A 19,249-nucleotide genomic window follows, 5' to 3' on the forward strand; every position below is an offset into this window, starting at 1 on the left:
TGTTCAGTGCCCGCGAACGGTGATGCTGGGGTCGAGCTTCTGCAGTGCCCGGCCAAGTTCGGGCTCGCCCGTACGCTGCAAATCCTGCTGGCTGTAGCTGCGTCCGGCCACCGGCAGGCAGTGTCCCTTCTTCGCCGGAATATGGCTGCCGGTCTCGCGGATGCAGTGGCGCTCATCCGGCCGCGCGGCCTGCTGCGTCGGCTGCTGGCTGGACGGTTCGGCGGACGGTGGTGAAGCCGGGGAATCCTGTGCCAGCAGCATGGTGCTTGCGCCGCAGCCTGCCAGCAGCATGGCGGAAACGAAAACGAACCGGGACATGTGACCTCCGCTCGCAAGTGGCGGATGCGGCGAGCGCGCATGGGGAGTACGAGCATGCTGATACGGCGTGTCGGCGGGTGCAAGCGGCAGCATCCGGTTGTCGCGCGCGCGTTCATGCTGGGCGCGCGCCGCGCTATGCTGGGCGGCCGTTCCCGCCCGGCCTGTTCCGATGCGCACGATCCGTATCCACGTCGACCAGCCGCTCGCCGTCTCCGGCGAGCTGAATCTGCCGGCACAAGCCGCCGAACACGTGGCACGCGTGCTGCGCATGAACCCCGGCGACCCGCTCACCGTGTTCAACGGCGACGGCCACGACTACGCCGCGGTCATCCTTGCGGTGGGCAAGCGCGAGGTGACCGTGCGGGTCGAGTCGAAGCAGGTTCTGCACAACGAGTCGCCGCTGCCGCTGACCCTGGCCCAGGGCGTGGCGCGCGGCGAGAAGATGGACCTGATCGTGCAGAAGGCGACCGAACTGGGCGTGGCGCGCATTGTGCCGCTACTGACCGAACGCTCGGAGGTGAAGCTGGACGCCGCCCGCGCGGAAAAGCGGCTGGCGCACTGGCGTGCAGTGGTGGCCAGCGCCTGCGAGCAGAGCGGTCGCGCGCGCCTGCCCGAGATCGTCCCGGCGCTGCCGCTGGCGACTTGGCTGGGCGGCCTTGCCGACGACAGCGCGCTGCGCCTGGCCCTGCTGCCGGAAGCCGGTCGCTCACCCCGCGAGCTGCAATTCACCGCGGCCGGCGGCCTGCTGGTGGTGGGGCCGGAGGGTGGCCTGGGCGAACGCGATATCGGTGCGTTGACGGCCGCCGGTTTCGACGGCCTGCGGCTGGGGCCGCGCATCCTGCGCACGGAAACCGCGGGGCTGGCCGCGCTGGCCGCGCTGCAGGCCTTGCACGGCGACGGCTAGTCCGCCGCCTGCCGGCCGGGTTTCAGTCGTTCGAGTCGGACGACTCCGTGGACTCCGCCGGTTCGGCATCGTCGAGCAGGCCCAGCAAGGTGGCTTCGATCCATTCCAGATCGGGGATCATCGCCACGTCGTCGCGCACCAGCACGTGCGCACGCACGCCCGGGGGCAGCGGCTTGCCGTCGTGGGTGGGAATGATCAGCTCCGCGTTCAACGTGGTCAGGCGCGGGAAGCCCTGGGTCAGCACGGCGATGAACGGCAGTTTCGGATTGCCGCCGAGCGCCTTCAGCACGGCCACGCGCACGCTCAGCTCGGCATCGCCTTCCTCGGTACCGGCCAGTTCGGCGAACGACACCAGCGGCACACGCCAGCCGCGCCAGGCGATCCGGCCGAGCAGCCACTCGGGTGCGCCGGCCACCGGTTCGGGCGTGCTCTGGGTGATCACCTCGGCGATGGTGGCGTTGGGCAACAGCAGGCGCAAGTTGCCGACCGGCACCAGGACGCAGCGGATTTCACGCGGCAGCGGATCACTCATGGAAACACCTCAAGCAGGTGCGCCGCCAGCTCGGGCGGCGTACCGGAAAAACTGACCAATCGTTCGGCGAAAATTCCGCTGACCATGTCGGCAAAATGATCGCCGGACGACGACTCTACCCAGACCTGGCCACCGCGATCGTGGATCGCCTGCGCACCAGCCACGGCATCGTTGCCGCGCCCGGCAAACACGATCGCCAGCGCATCGCGGCCGAACGCGTTGGCCGCCATGGTCAGGCTGGCGTCGATCGACGGCTCCTGTTCCCCGTCGGCGCCGCTCGCTTGCAGGTCGATGCTGCCGTCACGGCGCAGCCGCACCTGCTGCCCGGCCGGCACCAGCAGCACTTCGCCGGGCTTGGCTCGGCCACCCTTGGCCAGCCGCACCGGCAACGCGCAGTTCGCGGCAAACTCCGCCACCAGCGAGGCGCCCGACTGCCCGCCCAGGTGCTGGGTAAGCAGGAAGGTCAACCGCGTCGATGCCGGCAGCGCCGCCAGGAACGTGCATACCGCGTCGATGCCGTCGATCGCCGCGCCCAGCAACACGACCCGGCTCAACGCGCCGCCAAGTTCGTCGAGCACCATCGCATGCGCGTGCTCGTGCTCATGCACGTACGCCTGCGGCGCAATGGCTTCCTCCATCGACACCAGCTCAAGACTCATCCTCGGTTCGAGATCGGCGGCGACTGCCTCGACGTCGGGCGCGAGGAAATCGGCAGCGCTCAATTTCTCGATCCCGAACGCCGCAGCGTCAAGCCTGTCGGGAGCCTCGAGTGCAACCTGCGGAGCATCCTCGTCCACCAGCGCCCAGCCTTCTGGCGCGCGCACGCGCGGCGCGCCGTCGGCCACCGCCGGCGGCGCTGCCGAAGCCGGTATTGCGGCAACCGAAGTGTCCGTCAGCGACGACAACTGCAGGTGATCGATCTGGAACGCCGGTGGCGTCACGCCCGACAGGGCCGGGGCCGATCCTGCGGGAACCGACGGCAGCGGCGGCGGCGCTGCCGGATCCGTCGCCGGCGCGCCGAAGTTTCCATCGTGCAGGGGCGGCAGTTCCTCGTCGTCGACAAAGCGCAGGCCCGGACCGGATTCCGCGTCGTCATCCGCCGGCATATCGCCGGAAGCCAGCAAGGCTTCCAGTTCGGCGGCCAAGTTCTCCGACTCCGCCGCCGCGATCTCCTTGTGCTGGCCATCGAGGTCGTCGTGCACCAGGAAATCGGGTTCCAGGTCGGAATCTGCCGCCGCGACGGGTTCGGCGAACGGCTCCGCCGCTGCCTCGGCGACCATCGGCTGCACGATCGCGGCGACCTCGGCCGCCGTCGTTTCCGGCCATGCAACCGCCGGCGCCGCGACGCCAGGGGCGTCGTTTGGCCGCGGCGGGTCGATGTCGCCCTCCGCCATCACCTTGACCGCGAGATGGCGCGCCCAACGCGCGCGATCCCAGCCGGCCAGTGCGCGGCTGGCCTGCGCATCGTTGAAGACCACCCGGGGGCGATCGTCGTCGATCACCTCGTACAAGCGGTCGAGCGCGTCGTCGGCGCTGTCGTCCAGGTTGACCACCAGCACGTCGGCGCCCACCCGCTGCAGCAATTCGCGGCTGAGGCTGGATACCCCGCCTTCGTGCACGATCCGCGCGCCACGTTCGCACAGCGCCTCGCGCAGCTGGCCGCCCAGTTCGGTGTCGTCAAACAGCAGGGCAACCGCAGGAGCCGTATCAGTCATGAATCGGCTCCACCGCACGCTGCTCCAGCACCTCCCCGATCTGCACCAGCAACTCGGCCTCCTGGTACGGCTTGCCGAGGTAGCGGTCCACCCCGATGTCGAACGCACGCTGGCGATGCTTGTCGCCGCTGCGCGAGGTGATCATGATGATCGGCACGTCGCGCAGCCGCGGATCGGCCTTCATGTGGGTGGCCAGCTCGTAGCCGTCCATGCGCGGCATCTCGATGTCCAGCAGCATCAGGTCCGGCACGCGCTCGTGCAGTTTCTCCAGCGCGTCGACGCCGTCCTTCGCCGTGCTGACTTCGTATTCGTGACGCTCCAGCACGCGGCTGGTGACCTTGCGCATGGTGATCGAGTCGTCCACCACCATCACCAGCGGCCGCACCTGCACTTCCTCGATCACCGGCGCCTGGACCGCGCTGAGGCCTTCGGACAGGCGCTGCTCGCGGCGGATGATGCCGTGACGCACCAGCGGCGCCAGATCCAGAATGATCAGCACCGAACCGTCGCCCATGATGGTCGCGCCGAGCAGGCCCGGCACCGAGCTGATCTGCGGGCCGACCGACTTCACCACGATTTCGCGCGAGCCGAGCACCGCGTCGATGCGGATCGCCGCGCGCAGGTCGCCTGCGCGGGTCAGCAGCAGCGGCTGCTGCTCTTCCTCGGTCGGCAGGCCCGGCGGCAGGCCCAGCAAGTCGGCCAGATCATGGATGCCGTAGGCCTCGTTGCCGTACTGGAACGACGGCTCGTCCTCGGCCATCAACGCGGCCAGGTCGTCCGGATTGACTCGCGCCACGCCCTGCACCGAGGTCATCGGGATCGCGAACGTGGCCTCGCCGATGCGCACCAGGATCGCCTGGGTCACTGCAAGAGTGAACGGCAGGCGCAGGATGAACGTACTGCCCTTGCCTTCCTCGGACTCGATCGACAGCGAACCGCCGAGCTGCTTTATCTCGTTCGCCACCACGTCCATGCCGACGCCGCGACCGGCCAGCTGGGTGACCTGGCTGGCCGTGGAGAAGCCGGTCTGGGTGATCAGCGAGAGCAGCTGGTTGTCGGTCGGCTTCGTCTCGGCACGCAGCAACCCGCGCTCGATGCCGCGCTTGCGGATCGCCTCGCGATTCAGCCCGCGACCGTCGTCGCTGACCCGCACCACCACCTCGGTGGCCTCGCGCGCTACCGTGATGTGCACCGCGCCCTCGGCCAGCTTGCCGGCCTTGCGGCGTTCGGCCGGGGTTTCGATGCCGTGCGCGATCGCGTTGCGCAGCATGTGCTCGAACGGCGCCTTGATGCGGTCGAGCAGGTTGCGGTCCATTTCACCGTGGGCGCCGTCCACGTGGAGCTGGGCCTGCTTGCCCTGTTCCTGGGCGGCCTGGCGCAGCGTGCGGCGCAGGTTCGGCACCATCGTGTCGAACGGCAGCATGCGCGTGCGCAACAGGCCGTCCTGCAGCTCGGTACTGACGCGCGACTGCTGGATCAGCAGGGTCTCGGCCTGGCGGGTCAGTTCGTCCAGCATGTTCTGGATCGACACCAGATCGGAGACCGACTCGGCCAGCGCACGCGAATACTGCTGCAGCTGCGAGTAGCGATCGAGCTCGAGCGGATCGAACGCGGTCAGGCCCGCTTCGCGATGCTCGCGCTGGAAGCGCGCGATGATCTGCGCCTCGGTCTCGATTTCCAGCATACGCAGCTGGCTGCGCAGACGCGCGACGGTCTGCTCCAGCTCGACCAGGTTGAAACGGTAGCCGGCGACCTGCTGTTCCAGCCGCGAACGGTAGATCGCCACTTCGCCGGCGTGGTTGACCAGGCTGTCGAGCAGGTCGGCGCGGACGCGGATCTGTTCCTGCGAGGAGCGTACTTCCTCCTCCATCTCCGGCATCAGCTCGGGCAGCTCGAGATCGCCCGCCGCGGAAACCGTCGACGACGGTGCGGCCGGAACCGGCATGGGCGCCGGCATCGGGGACGCCGCCGGCACCACGTCGTCGGCCAGCGCCGTTTCGCCGGCCAGCGCCAGCAGGTGGTCGATCATGGCTTGCGGGTAATCGGTCGCGTGGCCTTGCGCCACCTGCTGCACCAGGGCGTGCAGCTGGTCGAAGCTGGCCTCCAGCGCGGCGATCAGCGGGCCGGTCTTCGACGCATCGCGGATCGGTTTCTCGAGCAGGGTCTCGGTCGCGTGACTGAGATCGCCCACCGGCACCAGGCCGGCGATACGCGCACCGCCCTTGAGCGTGTGCAGGTCGCGCTGCAGCTCCGACACATGCGCCAGTTCGGTCGGCTCGGCGTGCCACTGCGCCAGTACGTCATCGGCGTGGTCGAGGATCTCGCGTGCCTCGTCGATGAAGACTTCCAGCAGGTCGGCGTCGATCTGGCCGGACCCGGCCAAGGCGTAGGCAGGTTCCTGCGCCGGGGCACCGGATGCTTCTTCCGTCGCATGGCTTGCCGCGGCCCGCTCGGCCGCTGCCTGCTGCTCGGCTGCCAGCTTTTTGGCTGCGACCTGCTCGGCCGCAGCTCGCTCGGCCGCCAGCTTTTCGATGGCCGCCTGTTCTGCTGCAGCCTGCTCGGCGGCCAATTGTTCGGCCGCGGCCTGCGCTGCCGCCGCCTGCTCGGCTGCCAGTTTCTCCGCTGCCGCCTGTGCTGCAGCGGCCTGCTCGGCCGCCAGCTTTTCGGCGGCTGCCAGCTCGGCAGCCGCTTGTTCGGGTTCAAAGGCACCCAGTGCCGCCACCAACTCGGCGGTCACCTTGGCGTGATGCGCTTCGTCCGGGTGGACGCCCGCTGCATCGCCGGCATCGGCCGGAATCTCGGCGGAGGTCGCCTCGGCCTGCGCCGCCGTGACCTCGACCATGCCGGCCTCCAGCGAGGCGGCCATGATCGCCTGGTCGACGCCGACGTGATCTGCCGCGGTGACGGCCTCCGCCGGCTCGGCCTCGTCGGCCTGCGGCTCGAACACGACGTGCGCCACCTTCGACTCGGGGTAGTGGTCGCGCATGCCGATGATCTGCGCGGTGAGCGCGTCGACGTTCGGCAGTTGCGGCTCGGCCACGTCGAACTGGCCCATCACGTGATCGACCACGTCGACCGACTGGCCCAGCAGTCGCACGCCATCGGACGACAGCGGCAGGTTGGCGGCGCGCAGACGCTTGAACAGGCCTTCCAGCGGCGACAGCAGCTGCGTCAGCAGCGGGATGTCGACCATCGCGATCGCACCGTGCAGCGTGTGCACGGCACGCAGCAATTCTTCGCCGATCGGCAATTCGTCGTCGCTGCGCTGGATCGCGGCACGGATGGTCTGCAGGTACTGCGCCACTTCGCTGCGCAGGATCTCCAGCAGCACCGGGTCCACCGGCGGCATCACCGGCATCGCCATGGCGTGCATGGATTCGGTCGGCTCATGCGCGGCAGCGGCGCTGCCCGCATCGGTCACGCCTGCCACCGGCACGGCTTCCACCGCCGCGTCGAGGCGCGGCACGCGCCGGCGCACGATGCGGCGCACCGTTTCCATGGCCTGCGGCGCATGGTCTTCCAGGCGCGCCTGATTGCCGGCAGCGAGCTGCTCGGCGGTGCGCATGATCGCGCTGAGCGGTACGTTCGGCGCACCCTCGCCCTTGAGCGCGGCCAGCAGCTGCGGCAACGCATCGATCGCGTGCCGCACCAGCGCCTGCACGTTCGCGTTCGGCTCGATGGTGTTGTCCAGCACGCGGTTGAGCATGTCCTCCACTTTCCACGCGAACTCGCCCAGCGCGCCGGCACCGACCAGGCGGCCCGAGCCCTTCAGCGTGTGGAACGAACGGCGGATGCCGACCAGCGACGAAGTCTGCGCGGGATCGGCCAACCAGACCTTCTCGGCGCTGCGCAGGTTGTCGATCTCCTCCTGCATCTCCTCCAGGAAGATCTCGCGGATATCGTCGTCGATGCCCTCGGCGTTGACATTGAAACTGGTGTTCGCCGCCAGCGCATCGCGCACCGGCACCTGCTCGACCACCTCTTCCTCGACTTCGATCCAGTCGCCGTCGTCCTGCTCGTCGAACCCGAAGTGCTCCAGCTCGGCCGGCGGCGCGGTCGCCTCGGTCGGCGTCAGGCGCAGTCCATCCAGATCATGGGCGGATGCGACCGGCGTCCCGCTGTCGCCGACGAAAAGATGGGCCAGGTCGTCGCCCGGCATCAGGCTGACGGATTCGGACAGCTCCGGATGCTCCTCGTCTCCGACCGCGTGCCCGGCAGGCGCTGCCGCTTCGGGCACGAAGGCCGCCGCGGATGCCGCGCGCGCCGACGGCACCGGCCAGTAGCCGAGCAGGCCGAGGCTGTGTTCGGCCACGTCGAGGATGTGTTCCAGGCCGCCGCGATGCTCGCGCGCGGCCTCCAGGTAATACTCCAGCGCCGCCAGCGCATCGGCCAGGTGGTCCATCTGCGCACCGCTGGGCACGCGCCGGTCTTCCAGCAGTTCGTAACCGATGAAGCGGCCCACGCCCTGGGCCAGTTCGGCCGGCCGCGGCGACGACAGCATGCGCATGGCGCCGGCGACCTCGTCCATCAGGACCGGCGCACCGGCCAGCCGGTCGTGCTCCCAGCCGGATTCGACGAACGCGACGATCGCGTCCTTGACCCTGCCGGTATTGGCGATCGCTTCCTGCATCAACGTGGTGACGACGCCCAGCGCCTCGCTGCGCGGGAGGGCGTGCATCGTCTCGCCGGTAGCCGGCTCGTCTTCGGAGCCCAGGCTCTCGATGTGGTCGTCCAGCGACGCCTCGACGTAGAGCAGGGCGCCGGCGACGTCGAGCAGGGTTTCCTCGTCGGCCGCGCGCATGCGGTTGGCGATCTCATCGAGCACGCGCCGCTGTTCGTTGACCACCCGGCGCGGCACCGCCAGCGCCAGCATGCCCAACGTGTCGCCGACGCGCTCGAGCACTTCGCCCTGCGCGGCCAGCTGTGCGGGATCACCGTTCTGCTGGCGCAGGAACAGGTCCAGCGCCTCCTTGACGCGCAACAGGTCGTCCTTCAGCGCGCGCGATACCGAGTCGAGCAGCGCGCGGTTGTGCCCGGCCATCGAGCCGCGGGCATGTTCCAGTTCGCCGGCATCGGGCAGCAGGCCGTCCAGCGCGTAGGTAGTGCGCAACAGCTCCATCTGCGGGCTGCGTTGCTTCGCCTGGGCCACGATGTAGAGCAGCTTGCAGGCCACGTCGTCCGCATCGCCGCCGCGCAGGCTGTCTTCGCCCTGCTCGATCAGCAGGCGAATGTTGCGGTCGACCCTGCCGATCAGCTGACGCACTTCGCCGGCGGAGCCCTTGAGGGAACCCTGTTCCAGGCCTTCCAGTACGCCGGCGGCGATCCACCACAGGCGCCGGCCATGCACGTGATGGCAGCGCGCGGTAATCGCCAGCAGGGTCTTGCGCATGTTGACCAGCTGCTGCGCGGCATTCTGCCCGCGGAACCAGCCAAGCAATTGCTGCTGGAAGCGCAGGCGCAGGTCCACCAGCTCGCCGCGGTGCACCTCGGCATAGGCCTCGCTCATCGCCGCGGGTGCCTGCTCCGGCAGGAACGCGTCGAGGTTGGGATGGAACATCGCCGATTCGGGCAACGGTTCCTGTTCGCGGCTGGCACGCAGGTCGTTGAGCAGCGGCAGCAGCACCACCGGCACGTCGCGGTGGCCGCTGGACAGCCGTTCCAGATAGTCGGGCAGCTGCATCAGGCCGCGCATCAGCGCGGCATAGGCTTCCTCGCGATAGGCAACGTGGTCCTCAAGCAGGGCGATGGCGAGCGCCTCCATCTCCGCCGTCACCATCGCCGCGCCGTACAGCTCGACCATCTGCAAGGTGCCTTGCACCTGATGCAGGTGATCCGCGCAGGTGCGCATGTAATCGCGCTTGCCCGGATTGTCGACGTACGACTCCAGGGCCTCGCGGGCGATCGACAAGGTGTCGTCGAGCTCCGGCTTGACCCACTGCAGCGTGGTGAAATCGATGTGGTCTTGAAGTCTCATGCGCCTCTCTCAACGGTTGCACAACGCAAGCATCCTGCAACCAGCGAGACTGCCCCCTGTCTTGTGCTTTTCTCAATCGGGCCAGGAATCAGCCCGGCCGATGTCAACCCGGTAACTTGAAATGCGCCACCGAGCGCCGCAGGTCGCTCGCCAGCTGCGCCAGCGTACCGATCGAGTCGGCGGTCTGGCTCGCGCCTTGCGAGGTCTGCGAGGTGATCTCCTGAATCGCGTTCATTGACACCGAAATATCGGTCGCCGCCGCGGACTGCTCGCGCGCCGCGGTGGAGATGTTCTGAATCAGCGCGGACAGATCGTGCGAGACGCGCTCGATATCGCCCAGCGCGCTGCCGGCGTCCTCCGCCAGGCGCGCACCGGCGACCACCTCGGCGGTGGTCTGTTCCATCGAGTTCACCGCTTCGTTGGTATCGGACTGAATCGTCTGCACCAGCGTCTCGATGCGCTTGGTCGCGCTGGTCGAGCGTTCCGCCAGTCGCTGCACTTCGTCCGCCACCACCGCGAAACCGCGGCCCGCTTCGCCGGCCGAAGCCGCCTGGATCGCCGCGTTCAACGCCAGGATGTTGGTCTGCTCGGCGATGTCGTTGATCAGCTCCACGATCGAGCCGATCTCCTGCGAGGATTCGCCCAGCCGCTTGATGCGCTTGGAAGTCTCCTGGATCTGGTCGCGGATCGAGTCCATGCCGGAGATCGTCTCGCGCACCACCTCGGCGCCGTGCGAGGCGATCTTCACCGAGCGCTCGGCCACGTCGGCCGACTCGGCGGAATTCTTCGACACGTCATCCATCGAGCTGGCGATCTGGTTGATCGCCGAGGTCGCGGTGCTGATCTGCTGCGCCTGCTGCTCGGCCGCATTCGCCAGGTGGCGGGCGGTGGTCTGGCTTTCCTGCGCCGAGGACGACACCTGCTCGGAGGTCTCGTTGATGGTGGTCACCAGTGAACGCAGCTCGTCGATGGCGTAGTTCACCGAGTCGGCGATCGCGCCGGTGATGTCCTCCGACACCGTGGTCTTCACGGTCAGGTCGCCTTCCGCCAGCGAGCCCATCTCGTCCAGCAGGCGCATGATCGCCTCCTGGTTGCGCTGGTTCAGCTCGGTACTCTGGGCGAACCGGCGACGCTGGTCGCGCACCAGGGTAATGACCAGCAACAGGGCGAACGCCACCGCGGCGATCGCACCGAGCAGGCCCCACCACACGTTCGGGAACAGCCGGCGCAGCGGCAGCTTGCCGATCTGCTCGGACAGGTCGTTCGCGCGCAACAGCACGGTCTGCGAATCCAGCGAGGCCTGGTTGCCCGCGCGCTTCACGTCGGCGATGTTGCCGGCGGCGGCGACCAGCTTGGCCACCGGATCGGCCAGCTGGGCCCAGCTGGTGTCCATGTCGGTGAGGATCTTGCGCGCATTGGCGTCGTTGATCGGCCGCACGCCGCTGTCGGGGTTGCCCTCGATCAGGCCCTTCAACACGTTGCCGTACAACTGCGCGTCGCGGGACAGGCCATCGGCCGCCGACTGGGCGCTGTCGCCACCCTGCAACACTTCCTGCACGCGGCGGATGATGCGGTCGGCGGACAGCATCTGGCGCGAGGTGCCCAGCATCTGTTCGGAGCTGCCGTTGCGCTGCTGCAGGATGTTGACCACCTGCTCCATGCTCGAGTTGAGCAGGGGCATCTGCTGCGAAAGGGTGCCGGCGCGTTGCCCCGAATCGAGCACCACCGCCTTGTTGGAGAGGATCTTGCCGATGTCGGCGTCGAGCTGTTTCCAGGAGGTGTCCAGCGCGCTCACGGCGCGGCCGGCGGGCGTGGCGTTGTTGTCCGAGTACGGCTGCATGCCGCTCTTGGGATCGCCCTTGATCAGCCGCTGCACGGCGGAGTCGATGGCGTTGCGGGTGGATTCGAGCTCCTTGAAGGAGTCGGTGTTGCCGTCCGCCGATTCCAGCGCGAATTTCGCCGTCTGCTGTGACAGCACCTGGATCTGCGTGGTCAACGCGATCGCCTGGCGATCTTCACCGTTCTTCTGGTTGAGCAGGAAGAAATCCAGCGCCGCGAAGCCGATCGCAATCAGCAGCAGGACAATGAGTGCGGTGTAACCGCGTTCCCTGCTGACGCCCCCTGTAGTGCTCATGTTCACCTCATCCGTCTAACTGATTACGCCGCCAGCCCCGCGAAGCGAGTACTGGCCAGGGAATGTTTGTCCCAAATTTCCGGCCCACGCGGGCACCGGCCCTTCATGTCACTGCAGCCTGCCCCGGCGTCAGGCCGCGGCTTGCCGGAAATCCGGTGCGCGCACCAGCCGGTTCATGCTGAAAATCGCCAATTGCTGCTCACCCACCCGGCTGTCGACGAAGCGGGCGAGTCGCGGATCGTCCTCCTGCCCCGCCTCGCGCCGCTGTTCCTCGTCCACCGTGCGCTGGCCGAACACCTCGTCCACCAGCAGCGCCACGTTGCCGCCGCCCTGGCGTACCACCAGCAGGCGGGCACGATCGGTGTGCTGCGTGCGTTCGCCGAACAGGAAGCGGCCGAAATCGATCACCGGCACCAGGTTGCCGCGCACGTTGGCCACGCCGAGCAACCACGGCTGGGTGCCCGGCACCGGGGTCAGCATTGGCACCGCCAGCAACTCGTTGATCTCGTCGATACCGCTGACCAGCAGGCGCGAACCGACCCGGAAACCGATCCCGCGCCACAACCCGGGCGCCTCGAACTTGTCCTGCGTATCCGACGCATGCCCCAACGACAGCCGCTCGTAGCGGGCCAGGATCTCGAAGGGAGTGCGGTTGACGGGCTGGTTCATTTCTCGCTCGGCAGCAATTCGTTGATGCAGGCCAGCAGCTCTTTCTCGTTCACCGGCTTGGTGATGAACGCACGGGCGCCCTGGCGCAAACCCCACACGCGGTCGGTTTCCATCGACTTGGTGGTGATCATCACGATCGGCACGTTCTGGGTTTTCGGGTCGCGCGTGAGCGTGCGCGTGGCCTGGAAACCGTTCATGCCGGGCATGATCACGTCCATGATGACCAGGTCGGGCAGGTCGGCGCGCACGCGCTCGATGCCTTCCTCGGCCGTGCTGACGGCGGCGACCTGGTGCCCGGCCCGTTCAAGCAGCGTGGTGAACACGCGCACGTCGGTCGGCGAATCGTCGATGATAAGAATAGTGGCCACAGGTCCCCCTCAGAATCTGCAGTCAGTGGCTCGATACCGTGCTGACGTGGCGATGGATGGCACCAAGCAGTTCGTCCCGCGTGAACGGCTTGGTCAGATACTGCTCGGCACCGACGATGCGGCCGCGCGCCTTGTCGAACAGGCCGTCCTTGGAAGACAGCATGATCACCGGCGTGGCGCGGAACTGCGGATTGTTCTTGATCAGCGCGCAGGTCTGATAGCCATCCAGCCGCGGCATCATGATGTCGACGAAGATGATGGCAGGCTTCTGGTCGGAGATCTTGGCCAATGCCTCGAAGCCGTCGACGGCGGTCAACACCTCGCAACCCTCTTTTTTCAGCAGGGTTTCCGCCGTGCGGCGGATGGTCTTCGAGTCATCGATCACCATGACCTTGAGACCAGCCAAGTCATTAGCACTCACGTTCAAATCCACTTACTCCCCCTGCGGCCCGCCCCGAGCTCAGGATAGGCACCAAGACATGCAACAGCCATGCCGGATGGTGCGCATGTAAAAAATGTCGAAAAACGAGCCACCGGCAACCGCTCTGTGGCGGCAAACCCGATGGCTTTGCTGTTTACTGCCTGCCCGCCGAGACTGTCAAGCGATAATCACCCGTGCTGCCGGCCGGTCGCACAAGATGACCCATATTGGCACCATCTGGCTACCGGTGACAGCGGCCGGACGTCAGGCTTGCCGCAATTCGATGGCTCGACGACCATCCGCCTTTAGTATAACGGCCTGACGATGCCTGCCCGCCCCACGGGCCACCACCCACGGAGAACCACCATGACCCTTTCGGTCGGCGTGCTGATGGACCCCATCGGCGCGATCAAGATGGTCAAGGACACCAGCTTCGCGATGCTGCTGGAGGCGCAGCGCCGCGGCCATTCGCTGCATTACTTCGAACAGGGCGACTTGGCCCTGCGCGACGGCGCGCCATGGGCCAGGATCGCCTCGCTTGAGGTGCGCGAGGATCCGCAGCACTGGTACACGCTGGGCCCGACGCAGTGGCGCGACCTGCGCGAACTCGACGTGGTGCTGATGCGCAAGGACCCGCCGGTCGACGCCCAGTTCATCTACGACACGATGGTGCTGGAAGCGGCCCAGCGCGGCGGCGTGGCGGTGATCAACGACCCGCGCTCGCTGCGCGACTGCAACGAGAAATTGTTCGCACTGGCGTTTCCGTCATGCATCGCGCCGACCCTGGTATCCCGCGACGCCGGCGAACTGCGCCGGTTCACCGCCGAACATGGCGAAGTGGTGCTGAAACCACTGGACGGCATGGGTGGGCGCGGCATCTTCCGGGTCAAGGCCGGCGACAGCAACCTCAACTCCATGCTGGAAACCCTGCTCGGCGGCGACGCCCACGGCGCCGGGCGACAATTCACGATCGCGCAGAAATACATCCCCGAGATCACTGCCGGCGACAAGCGCATCCTGGTGGTCGACGGCGAACCGGTGCCGTATGCGCTCGCGCGCATCCCTCAGGGCGACGAATTCCGCGGCAACCTGGCCGCCGGCGGCCGCGGCGTCGGCGTGCCCTTGTCCGAGCGCGATCGCTGGATCGTGAGCCAGGTGGCGCCCGAACTGCGCCGACGCGGCCTGCTGTTCGTGGGGCTGGACGTGATCGGCGACTACCTGACCGAGATCAACGTCACATCCCCGACCTGCGTGCGTGAACTCGACGCGCAGTTCGGGCTTAACATTGCCGGCCAGCTGTTCGACGTCATCGAGCAGCACGCCACCGGAAACCGCAAAGCGTGAGCGCCACCGCAACCGTCAATTCTCCACCCGACCCGATCGGTGCCACCTTGCTGTTCTCGCTGTTGCTGCACGGCGTGCTGCTGCTGGGCATCACGTTCCATTTCGTGAAGCCCACGCCGAGCCTGCCCACGCTGGACGTGACCCTGGTCAACGTGGCCAACCAGCAGGCGCCGGACAAGGCGGATTTCCTGGCCCAGGCCAACAACACCGGCGGCGGCCAGAGCGATCGCGCCGCGCGGCCGTCGGACTTGTTTTCCGGCGCGATCCCGAAGCCCGACCCCGGCATCGCGGCGCAACCGGTCGAAGCCACCACGCCGCGGCCGCGCGAGGCCACCCCGACGCGCATGGTCACCACCCGCGGCGCCACCGATTTCCGCGTGACCAGCGACACCGCACGCACCCAGGTCGACCCGCAGGAGCAGGCCCCGACCGCCGAGGAACTGAAGCGCCAGCAGGCGATCGCCCAGCTCGCCGCCGAATTGCGCCAGAAGAAGGTGGCGTACGCCAAGCGGCCGAAGGTCAAGTACCTCACCGCCAGCACCCGGGAATACGCCTACGCCGCCTACATGCGCGGCTGGTCCGACCGCGTGGAGCGGGTCGGCAACCTCAACTACCCGGAAGAAGCGCGCCGCCGCAGCCTGCATGGCGACGTGCTGCTCACGGTGGTGCTCAACCTCGACGGCAGCATCAAGAGCATCGAGGTGATCCAGAGTTCCGGCCAGAAGGTGCTGGACGCCGCCGCCGAGCGCATCGTGCGCCTGGCCGCGCCGTTCCCGCCGGCGCCCAGAAGCGCGGAGCGCATCGACGAGCTCAACATCACCCGCACCTGGCGCTTCCAGCCAAACAACGTGCTGCAGACTCGCTGAACGGGGGCACCGACCTTCCGCGCACGGCGCGCGCTGCGCTTACAATGCGCGCATGACCGCCGTGCAGCCCTCCACCCTCACCGGGCATTTCCTGATCGCCATGCCGAACCTGGCCGATCCGCCGTTTTCGCGCGGCGTGGCGCTGCTGTGCCAGCACGACGAGGACGGCGCGGTCGGCCTGCTGGTGAACCAGTTGTCCGAATACCGCCTGGGCGACGTGCTGTCGCAGATGAAACTGGAATGCATGGACAGCGAACTGGCCGACGCGCCGGTGCTGATCGGCGGCCCGGTGCAGCAGGAACGCGGCTTCGTGCTGCATCGCGAGCCCGGCAGCTGGGATTCCAGCTACCGCATCAACGACCACTGGTCGGTCACCACCTCGCGCGACATCCTGATCGCGATGGCCGCCGGCGAAGGCCCGCGCCAGGCGATCATGGTGCTCGGCTACGCCGGCTGGGACGCCGGCCAGCTGGAGCAGGAACTGATGGCGAACGCGTGGCTCACCGCCGAGGCCTGCGGTCGGGTGGTGTTCGACACTCCGCTGGAGGAACGCTGGAGCGCCGCCGCCGGCCTGGTCGGGGTCGACCCGCGTCAGTTGTCCGGCTATGCGGGTCACGCATGAGCTGTGTGTTCGGCTTCGACGTCGGCAGCCGACTCACCGGCGTGGCGATCGGCAATACCTTCACCGCCAGCGCGCGTGCGCTGACCACCCTCACCGTACGCGACGACGGCAACCCGGACTGGCAACGGCTCGACACGCTGCGCCAGGAATGGCAGCCCGACACCCTGGTGGTCGGCCTGCCGCTGACCCTGGACGGCGCCGAGCAGCCCGCCAGCCGCCGCGCTCGCCAGTTCGCCGCCCAGTTGCAACAGCGCTACAGCCTGCCGGTCATGCTGGTCGACGAACGGCACAGCTCGCAGGAGGCCGCGCAGCGGTTCGCCGCCGCCCGTGCAGTGGGGCTCAAGCGCCGCCGCGATGCCGCCGGCATCGACGCCGAAGCGGCCGCGGTCATCCTCGAGCGCTGGCTCACCGGCGCCGACGCGCCGGCGGCCGAAAACCCCGGCCACTGAACAGACTTTCTCCCTTACCACTCCCAGACCCGCCGCCATGAGCCCTCGCCTGCGCCACCTGACCACCCTGGAAAACCTGCCGCGCGAGACGATCGAGCGCCTGCTCGATCGCGCCGAGTCGCTGCGCGACGCCTGTGCGCACGGCACCCGCAAGCTCGACGTGCTGACCGGGCGCACCGTGCTGAACCTGTTCTTCGAGCCGTCCACGCGCACCCGCACATCGTTCGAGTTGGCCGCGCGGCGACTGGGCGCCGACGTGATCAACTTCGACATCGCGCTGTCCTCCACCAGCAAGGGCGAGGAGCTGTTCGACACCCTGCACACGCTCGAAGCGATGCACCTGGACGCCATCATCGTGCGCCACAAGCAATCGGGCACGCCGGACAAGCTGGTGCGCCACGCGATGAGCGGCGTCTCGGTGATCAACGCCGGCGACGGCAACCACGCGCACCCCACCCAGGGCCTGCTGGACGCGCTGACGGTCCGCCAGCACCGACCGGATTTCGAGAACATCAGCGTACTCATCTGCGGCGACATCAAGCACTCGCGGGTGGCCCGTTCGGACATCAATGCGTTCACCGCACTGGGGGTGAAGGAAATCCGCCTGTGCGGACCGGCCGAACTGATGCCCTCGGCGGACGAAGCGCCGCAAGCTCGCCGCTACGACCATTTCGACCAGGCCATCGACGGCGTCGACGCGGTGATCATGCTACGCCTGCAGAAAGAGCGCATGGCCAGCATCGAGCTGCCGGACGAGGCAGCGTATTTCGCCCACTACGGGCTGGACCGGCGGCGACTGGCCCTGGCCGCCCCGGGCTGCCTGGTCATGCACCCGGGCCCGATCAACCGCGGCATCGAGATCGCCTCGGACGTGGCCGACGGCGCGCAGTCGCGCATCCTCGAACAGGTCGGCAACGGCGTGTTCGTGCGCATGGCCGTGCTGAGCGAAGTGCTGGCCCGCTGAGGCATCAACCTCTTTGCCCGACTGCCGCGATGCACAGCGGCATGCCCGCGTCGTGCCACTGCGCCGCCATGTGCGAGCGGGCATAATGACCGGCGCACCATTCACCACACTGGGGATCAACATGCGATCGACGACGCGGTACATCGCGCTGGGCTTCGCCGGCGTCATGCTGGCGGCCTGCGGGCACAAGGACAAGGATGCACCGCTGGCTTTCGTGCCGGCGGACACGCCGTACGTGGTGGCCAACCTCGACATCATGGACGCCACCACCCGCGGCGCCCTGCTCGCCCAGGCCGATGCGCAATTGCCGTCCCAGCTGGCCCAGCTCGACGCTACCGCCGAGCGGCTGGCCAGGAAAGATCCCGACGGCGCGCGCCTGCTGCGTGCGTTGCGCGCCGAATTCAACGGCAAGACGATCGAGACTTTCGCCCAGGGCGCCGGCCTGAACCTCAAGGGTTACTCCGCGTTCTACGGCCTGGGCCTGGCGCCGGTGCTGCGCTTCCAACTGAGCGATCCGGGCGCGTTCGAGGGCTTCGTCGGCCGGCTGGAAACCGCCTACGGCAAGAAGCTCGATGCCGCCAACGTGGACAAGCAAAGTTACCGCAAGTACGCGTTCCCCGCTTCCGGCACCGAGGTGGTGCTGGCTACGGTCAACAAGCAGGCGGTGGCCGCGCTGCTGCCGGCGAACGCCTCGCCGGCCATGCTGCGCCAGGCGCTGGGCCTGGACCGGCCGCAGAAGAGTCTGCAGGACGACGGCCGCCTCGCCACGCTGGCCAAGGCCAAGGGCTACCAGAAATGGCTGGTCGGCGAGCTGGACCTGACCCGCGCGCTGCCGCTGGCGGTCAGCGGCAAGGACCCGCTGGTCGGCGCGATCCAGAAAGCCCATGCCGAGGCCATCTCGGCCAAGACCGGCGAGCCGGTCGCCACCCAGCTGCAGACTTCGCCGAGTTGCGGCACCGATGCCGCACGCATCGCCGCGCGCGTCCCGGCAGTGAGCTTCGGCTACACCAAGCTGGACGCGAAGCACCAGAACGTGCGTTTCGACGTGGCGCTGGCCGACGACATCAGCAAGGCGTTTGCCGGCCTCAAGGTGGAACTGCCCGGGCTGGGTAGCGCCGGCACCGCGCCGTTCGACCTCAGCATCGCATTGCCGGTTTCCAACCTGCGCACGTTCTGGCTGGCCCAGGCCGACGCCGTGGCCGCCAAGCCGTTCAGCTGCCCGTCGCTGACCGATCTCAACGACAGCTTCGCCAAGCTCGGCCCGGCCATGCAGAAGGCGGCGATCCCGCCGTTCGGCGACATGCTCGGCGTGCGCATCGCGCTGGACTCGCTGGCGCCGGGCAAGGATGGCGGCCTGCCCACGTTCACCGGGCGCCTCGTGCTGGGCACCAGCAATCCCGAAGGCCTGCTCGCGATGGGCCAGATGATGGTGCCGGCGCTGGCCCAGCTGAAGCCCGCCCATGACGGCAAGCCGTTGCCGTTGCCGAAGGACATGGCCGGCATGCTGGGGCAGCCGGCATGGATTGCCATGGGCGAAAAGGCGCTCGCGCTCGGCGTCGGTGCCGGCGCGGATGCCCGCCTCGGCGACACCTTGAAGGACGCGGTCGGCGACGCCGGCCAAATGGGTCGCATGCACATCAGCGGCGCGATGTACCTGAGCTGGCTGCAGCTGATGGAGCAGAAGATCGACAGTGTGGCTGCCGCCACCGCGACGATCGGCAAGAGCGACGAGCCGTCGATCGACGACAGCGACGATGCCACCGAAGCCGCCGCCGATCTGGCACGTTCCAAGGCCCAGTTCGCCGCGATGAAATCCCAGGCCGAACGCGTGGACAGCATCGATGCGGAGATGCACGTCGACAACGGCGGCATGGTGATCACCAGCCAGACTCTGCTGAAGTAAGCGTCAACGCCCGACGCGCTGCCCAGCTCCACGCCGAGACAAGGCAGCCGCGAGCGAGGCACGCAG

15 protein-coding genes are annotated in these 19,249 nt (G+C 68.1%); 7 read left to right on the plus strand and 8 right to left on the minus strand.

Annotated features, from left to right (window positions below):
- Positions 1-3 precede the first annotated feature (3 nt).
- Complete coding sequence (locus ASG75_RS16645) at positions 4-495, minus strand: hypothetical protein (RefSeq protein ID WP_235580168.1); 492 nt, start codon at positions 493-495, stop codon at positions 4-6.
- Here ASG75_RS16645 and ASG75_RS07245 point away from each other — a divergent pair.
- Positions 488-1,222, plus strand: a complete 735-nt coding sequence (locus ASG75_RS07245; protein WP_056387269.1) for a 16S rRNA (uracil(1498)-N(3))-methyltransferase — start codon at positions 488-490, stop codon at positions 1,220-1,222. The two genes, ASG75_RS16645 and ASG75_RS07245, sit on opposite strands and share 8 nt — an antisense overlap.
- Before the next feature lie 22 nt (positions 1,223-1,244).
- Here ASG75_RS07245 and ASG75_RS07250 read toward each other — a convergent pair whose 3' ends face one another.
- From ASG75_RS07250 to ASG75_RS07280, 7 genes are all read right to left on the minus strand, one after another.
- Entirely contained in the window at positions 1,245-1,754 is a 510-nt protein-coding gene (locus ASG75_RS07250; protein ID WP_056387270.1) for a chemotaxis protein CheW, read from the minus strand.
- Entirely contained in the window at positions 1,751-3,469 is a 1,719-nt protein-coding gene (locus ASG75_RS07255; RefSeq protein ID WP_056387273.1) for a chemotaxis protein CheB, read from the minus strand. The genes ASG75_RS07250 and ASG75_RS07255 overlap by 4 nt, the downstream gene beginning before the upstream one ends.
- Positions 3,462-9,443, minus strand: a complete 5,982-nt coding sequence (locus ASG75_RS07260; RefSeq protein WP_056387275.1) for an Hpt domain-containing protein — start codon at positions 9,441-9,443, stop codon at positions 3,462-3,464. The genes ASG75_RS07255 and ASG75_RS07260 overlap by 8 nt, the downstream gene beginning before the upstream one ends.
- A gap of 103 nt (positions 9,444-9,546) precedes the next feature.
- A complete protein-coding gene (locus ASG75_RS07265) occupies positions 9,547-11,577 on the minus strand; it encodes a methyl-accepting chemotaxis protein (protein WP_056387277.1) in 2,031 nt (676 codons plus the stop codon).
- Positions 11,578-11,706: 129 nt separating this feature from the next.
- Entirely contained in the window at positions 11,707-12,246 is a 540-nt protein-coding gene (locus tag ASG75_RS07270; protein WP_056387279.1) for a chemotaxis protein CheW, read from the minus strand.
- Positions 12,243-12,614 (minus strand): response regulator, encoded by a 372-nt coding sequence (locus ASG75_RS07275; RefSeq protein ID WP_056387281.1) that lies wholly within the window; start codon positions 12,612-12,614, stop codon positions 12,243-12,245. The genes ASG75_RS07270 and ASG75_RS07275 overlap by 4 nt, the downstream gene beginning before the upstream one ends.
- A gap of 22 nt (positions 12,615-12,636) precedes the next feature.
- Positions 12,637-13,047, minus strand: a complete 411-nt coding sequence (locus tag ASG75_RS07280) for a response regulator (RefSeq protein ID WP_327213306.1) — start codon at positions 13,045-13,047, stop codon at positions 12,637-12,639.
- Positions 13,048-13,401: 354 nt separating this feature from the next.
- Here ASG75_RS07280 and gshB point away from each other — a divergent pair, with 354 nt between their 5' ends.
- The 6 genes from gshB to ASG75_RS07310 all read left to right on the plus strand — a co-directional run bounded on the left by gshB (position 13,402) and on the right by ASG75_RS07310 (position 19,183).
- Positions 13,402-14,379: a glutathione synthase gene (gene gshB, locus ASG75_RS07285; protein WP_056387283.1), complete on the plus strand. Its 978-nt coding sequence runs from the start codon at positions 13,402-13,404 to the stop codon at positions 14,377-14,379.
- Complete coding sequence (locus ASG75_RS07290) at positions 14,376-15,245, plus strand: energy transducer TonB (protein WP_056387285.1); 870 nt, start codon at positions 14,376-14,378, stop codon at positions 15,243-15,245. Before gshB ends, ASG75_RS07290 begins: the two co-directional genes overlap by 4 nt.
- 52 nt (positions 15,246-15,297) lie before the next feature.
- Positions 15,298-15,867, plus strand: a complete 570-nt coding sequence (locus ASG75_RS07295) for a YqgE/AlgH family protein (protein WP_056387288.1) — start codon at positions 15,298-15,300, stop codon at positions 15,865-15,867.
- Complete coding sequence (ruvX, locus tag ASG75_RS07300; protein ID WP_056387290.1) at positions 15,864-16,316, plus strand: Holliday junction resolvase RuvX; 453 nt, start codon at positions 15,864-15,866, stop codon at positions 16,314-16,316. The genes ASG75_RS07295 and ruvX overlap by 4 nt, the downstream gene beginning before the upstream one ends.
- Positions 16,317-16,353: 37 nt before the next feature.
- The gene (locus ASG75_RS07305; protein ID WP_056387292.1) at positions 16,354-17,280 is read left to right on the plus strand and encodes an aspartate carbamoyltransferase catalytic subunit; all 927 of its coding nucleotides are present in this window, start codon (positions 16,354-16,356) and stop codon (positions 17,278-17,280) included.
- A gap of 121 nt (positions 17,281-17,401) precedes the next feature.
- Positions 17,402-19,183, plus strand: coding sequence for a hypothetical protein (locus ASG75_RS07310; RefSeq protein ID WP_056389117.1), 1,782 nt, complete (start codon positions 17,402-17,404; stop codon positions 19,181-19,183).
- Positions 19,184-19,249: the final 66 nt, after the last annotated feature.

The sequence above is a fragment of the Rhodanobacter sp. Soil772 genome (genome assembly GCF_001428385.1).
Classification (GTDB): Bacteria; Pseudomonadota; Gammaproteobacteria; order Xanthomonadales; family Rhodanobacteraceae; genus Rhodanobacter.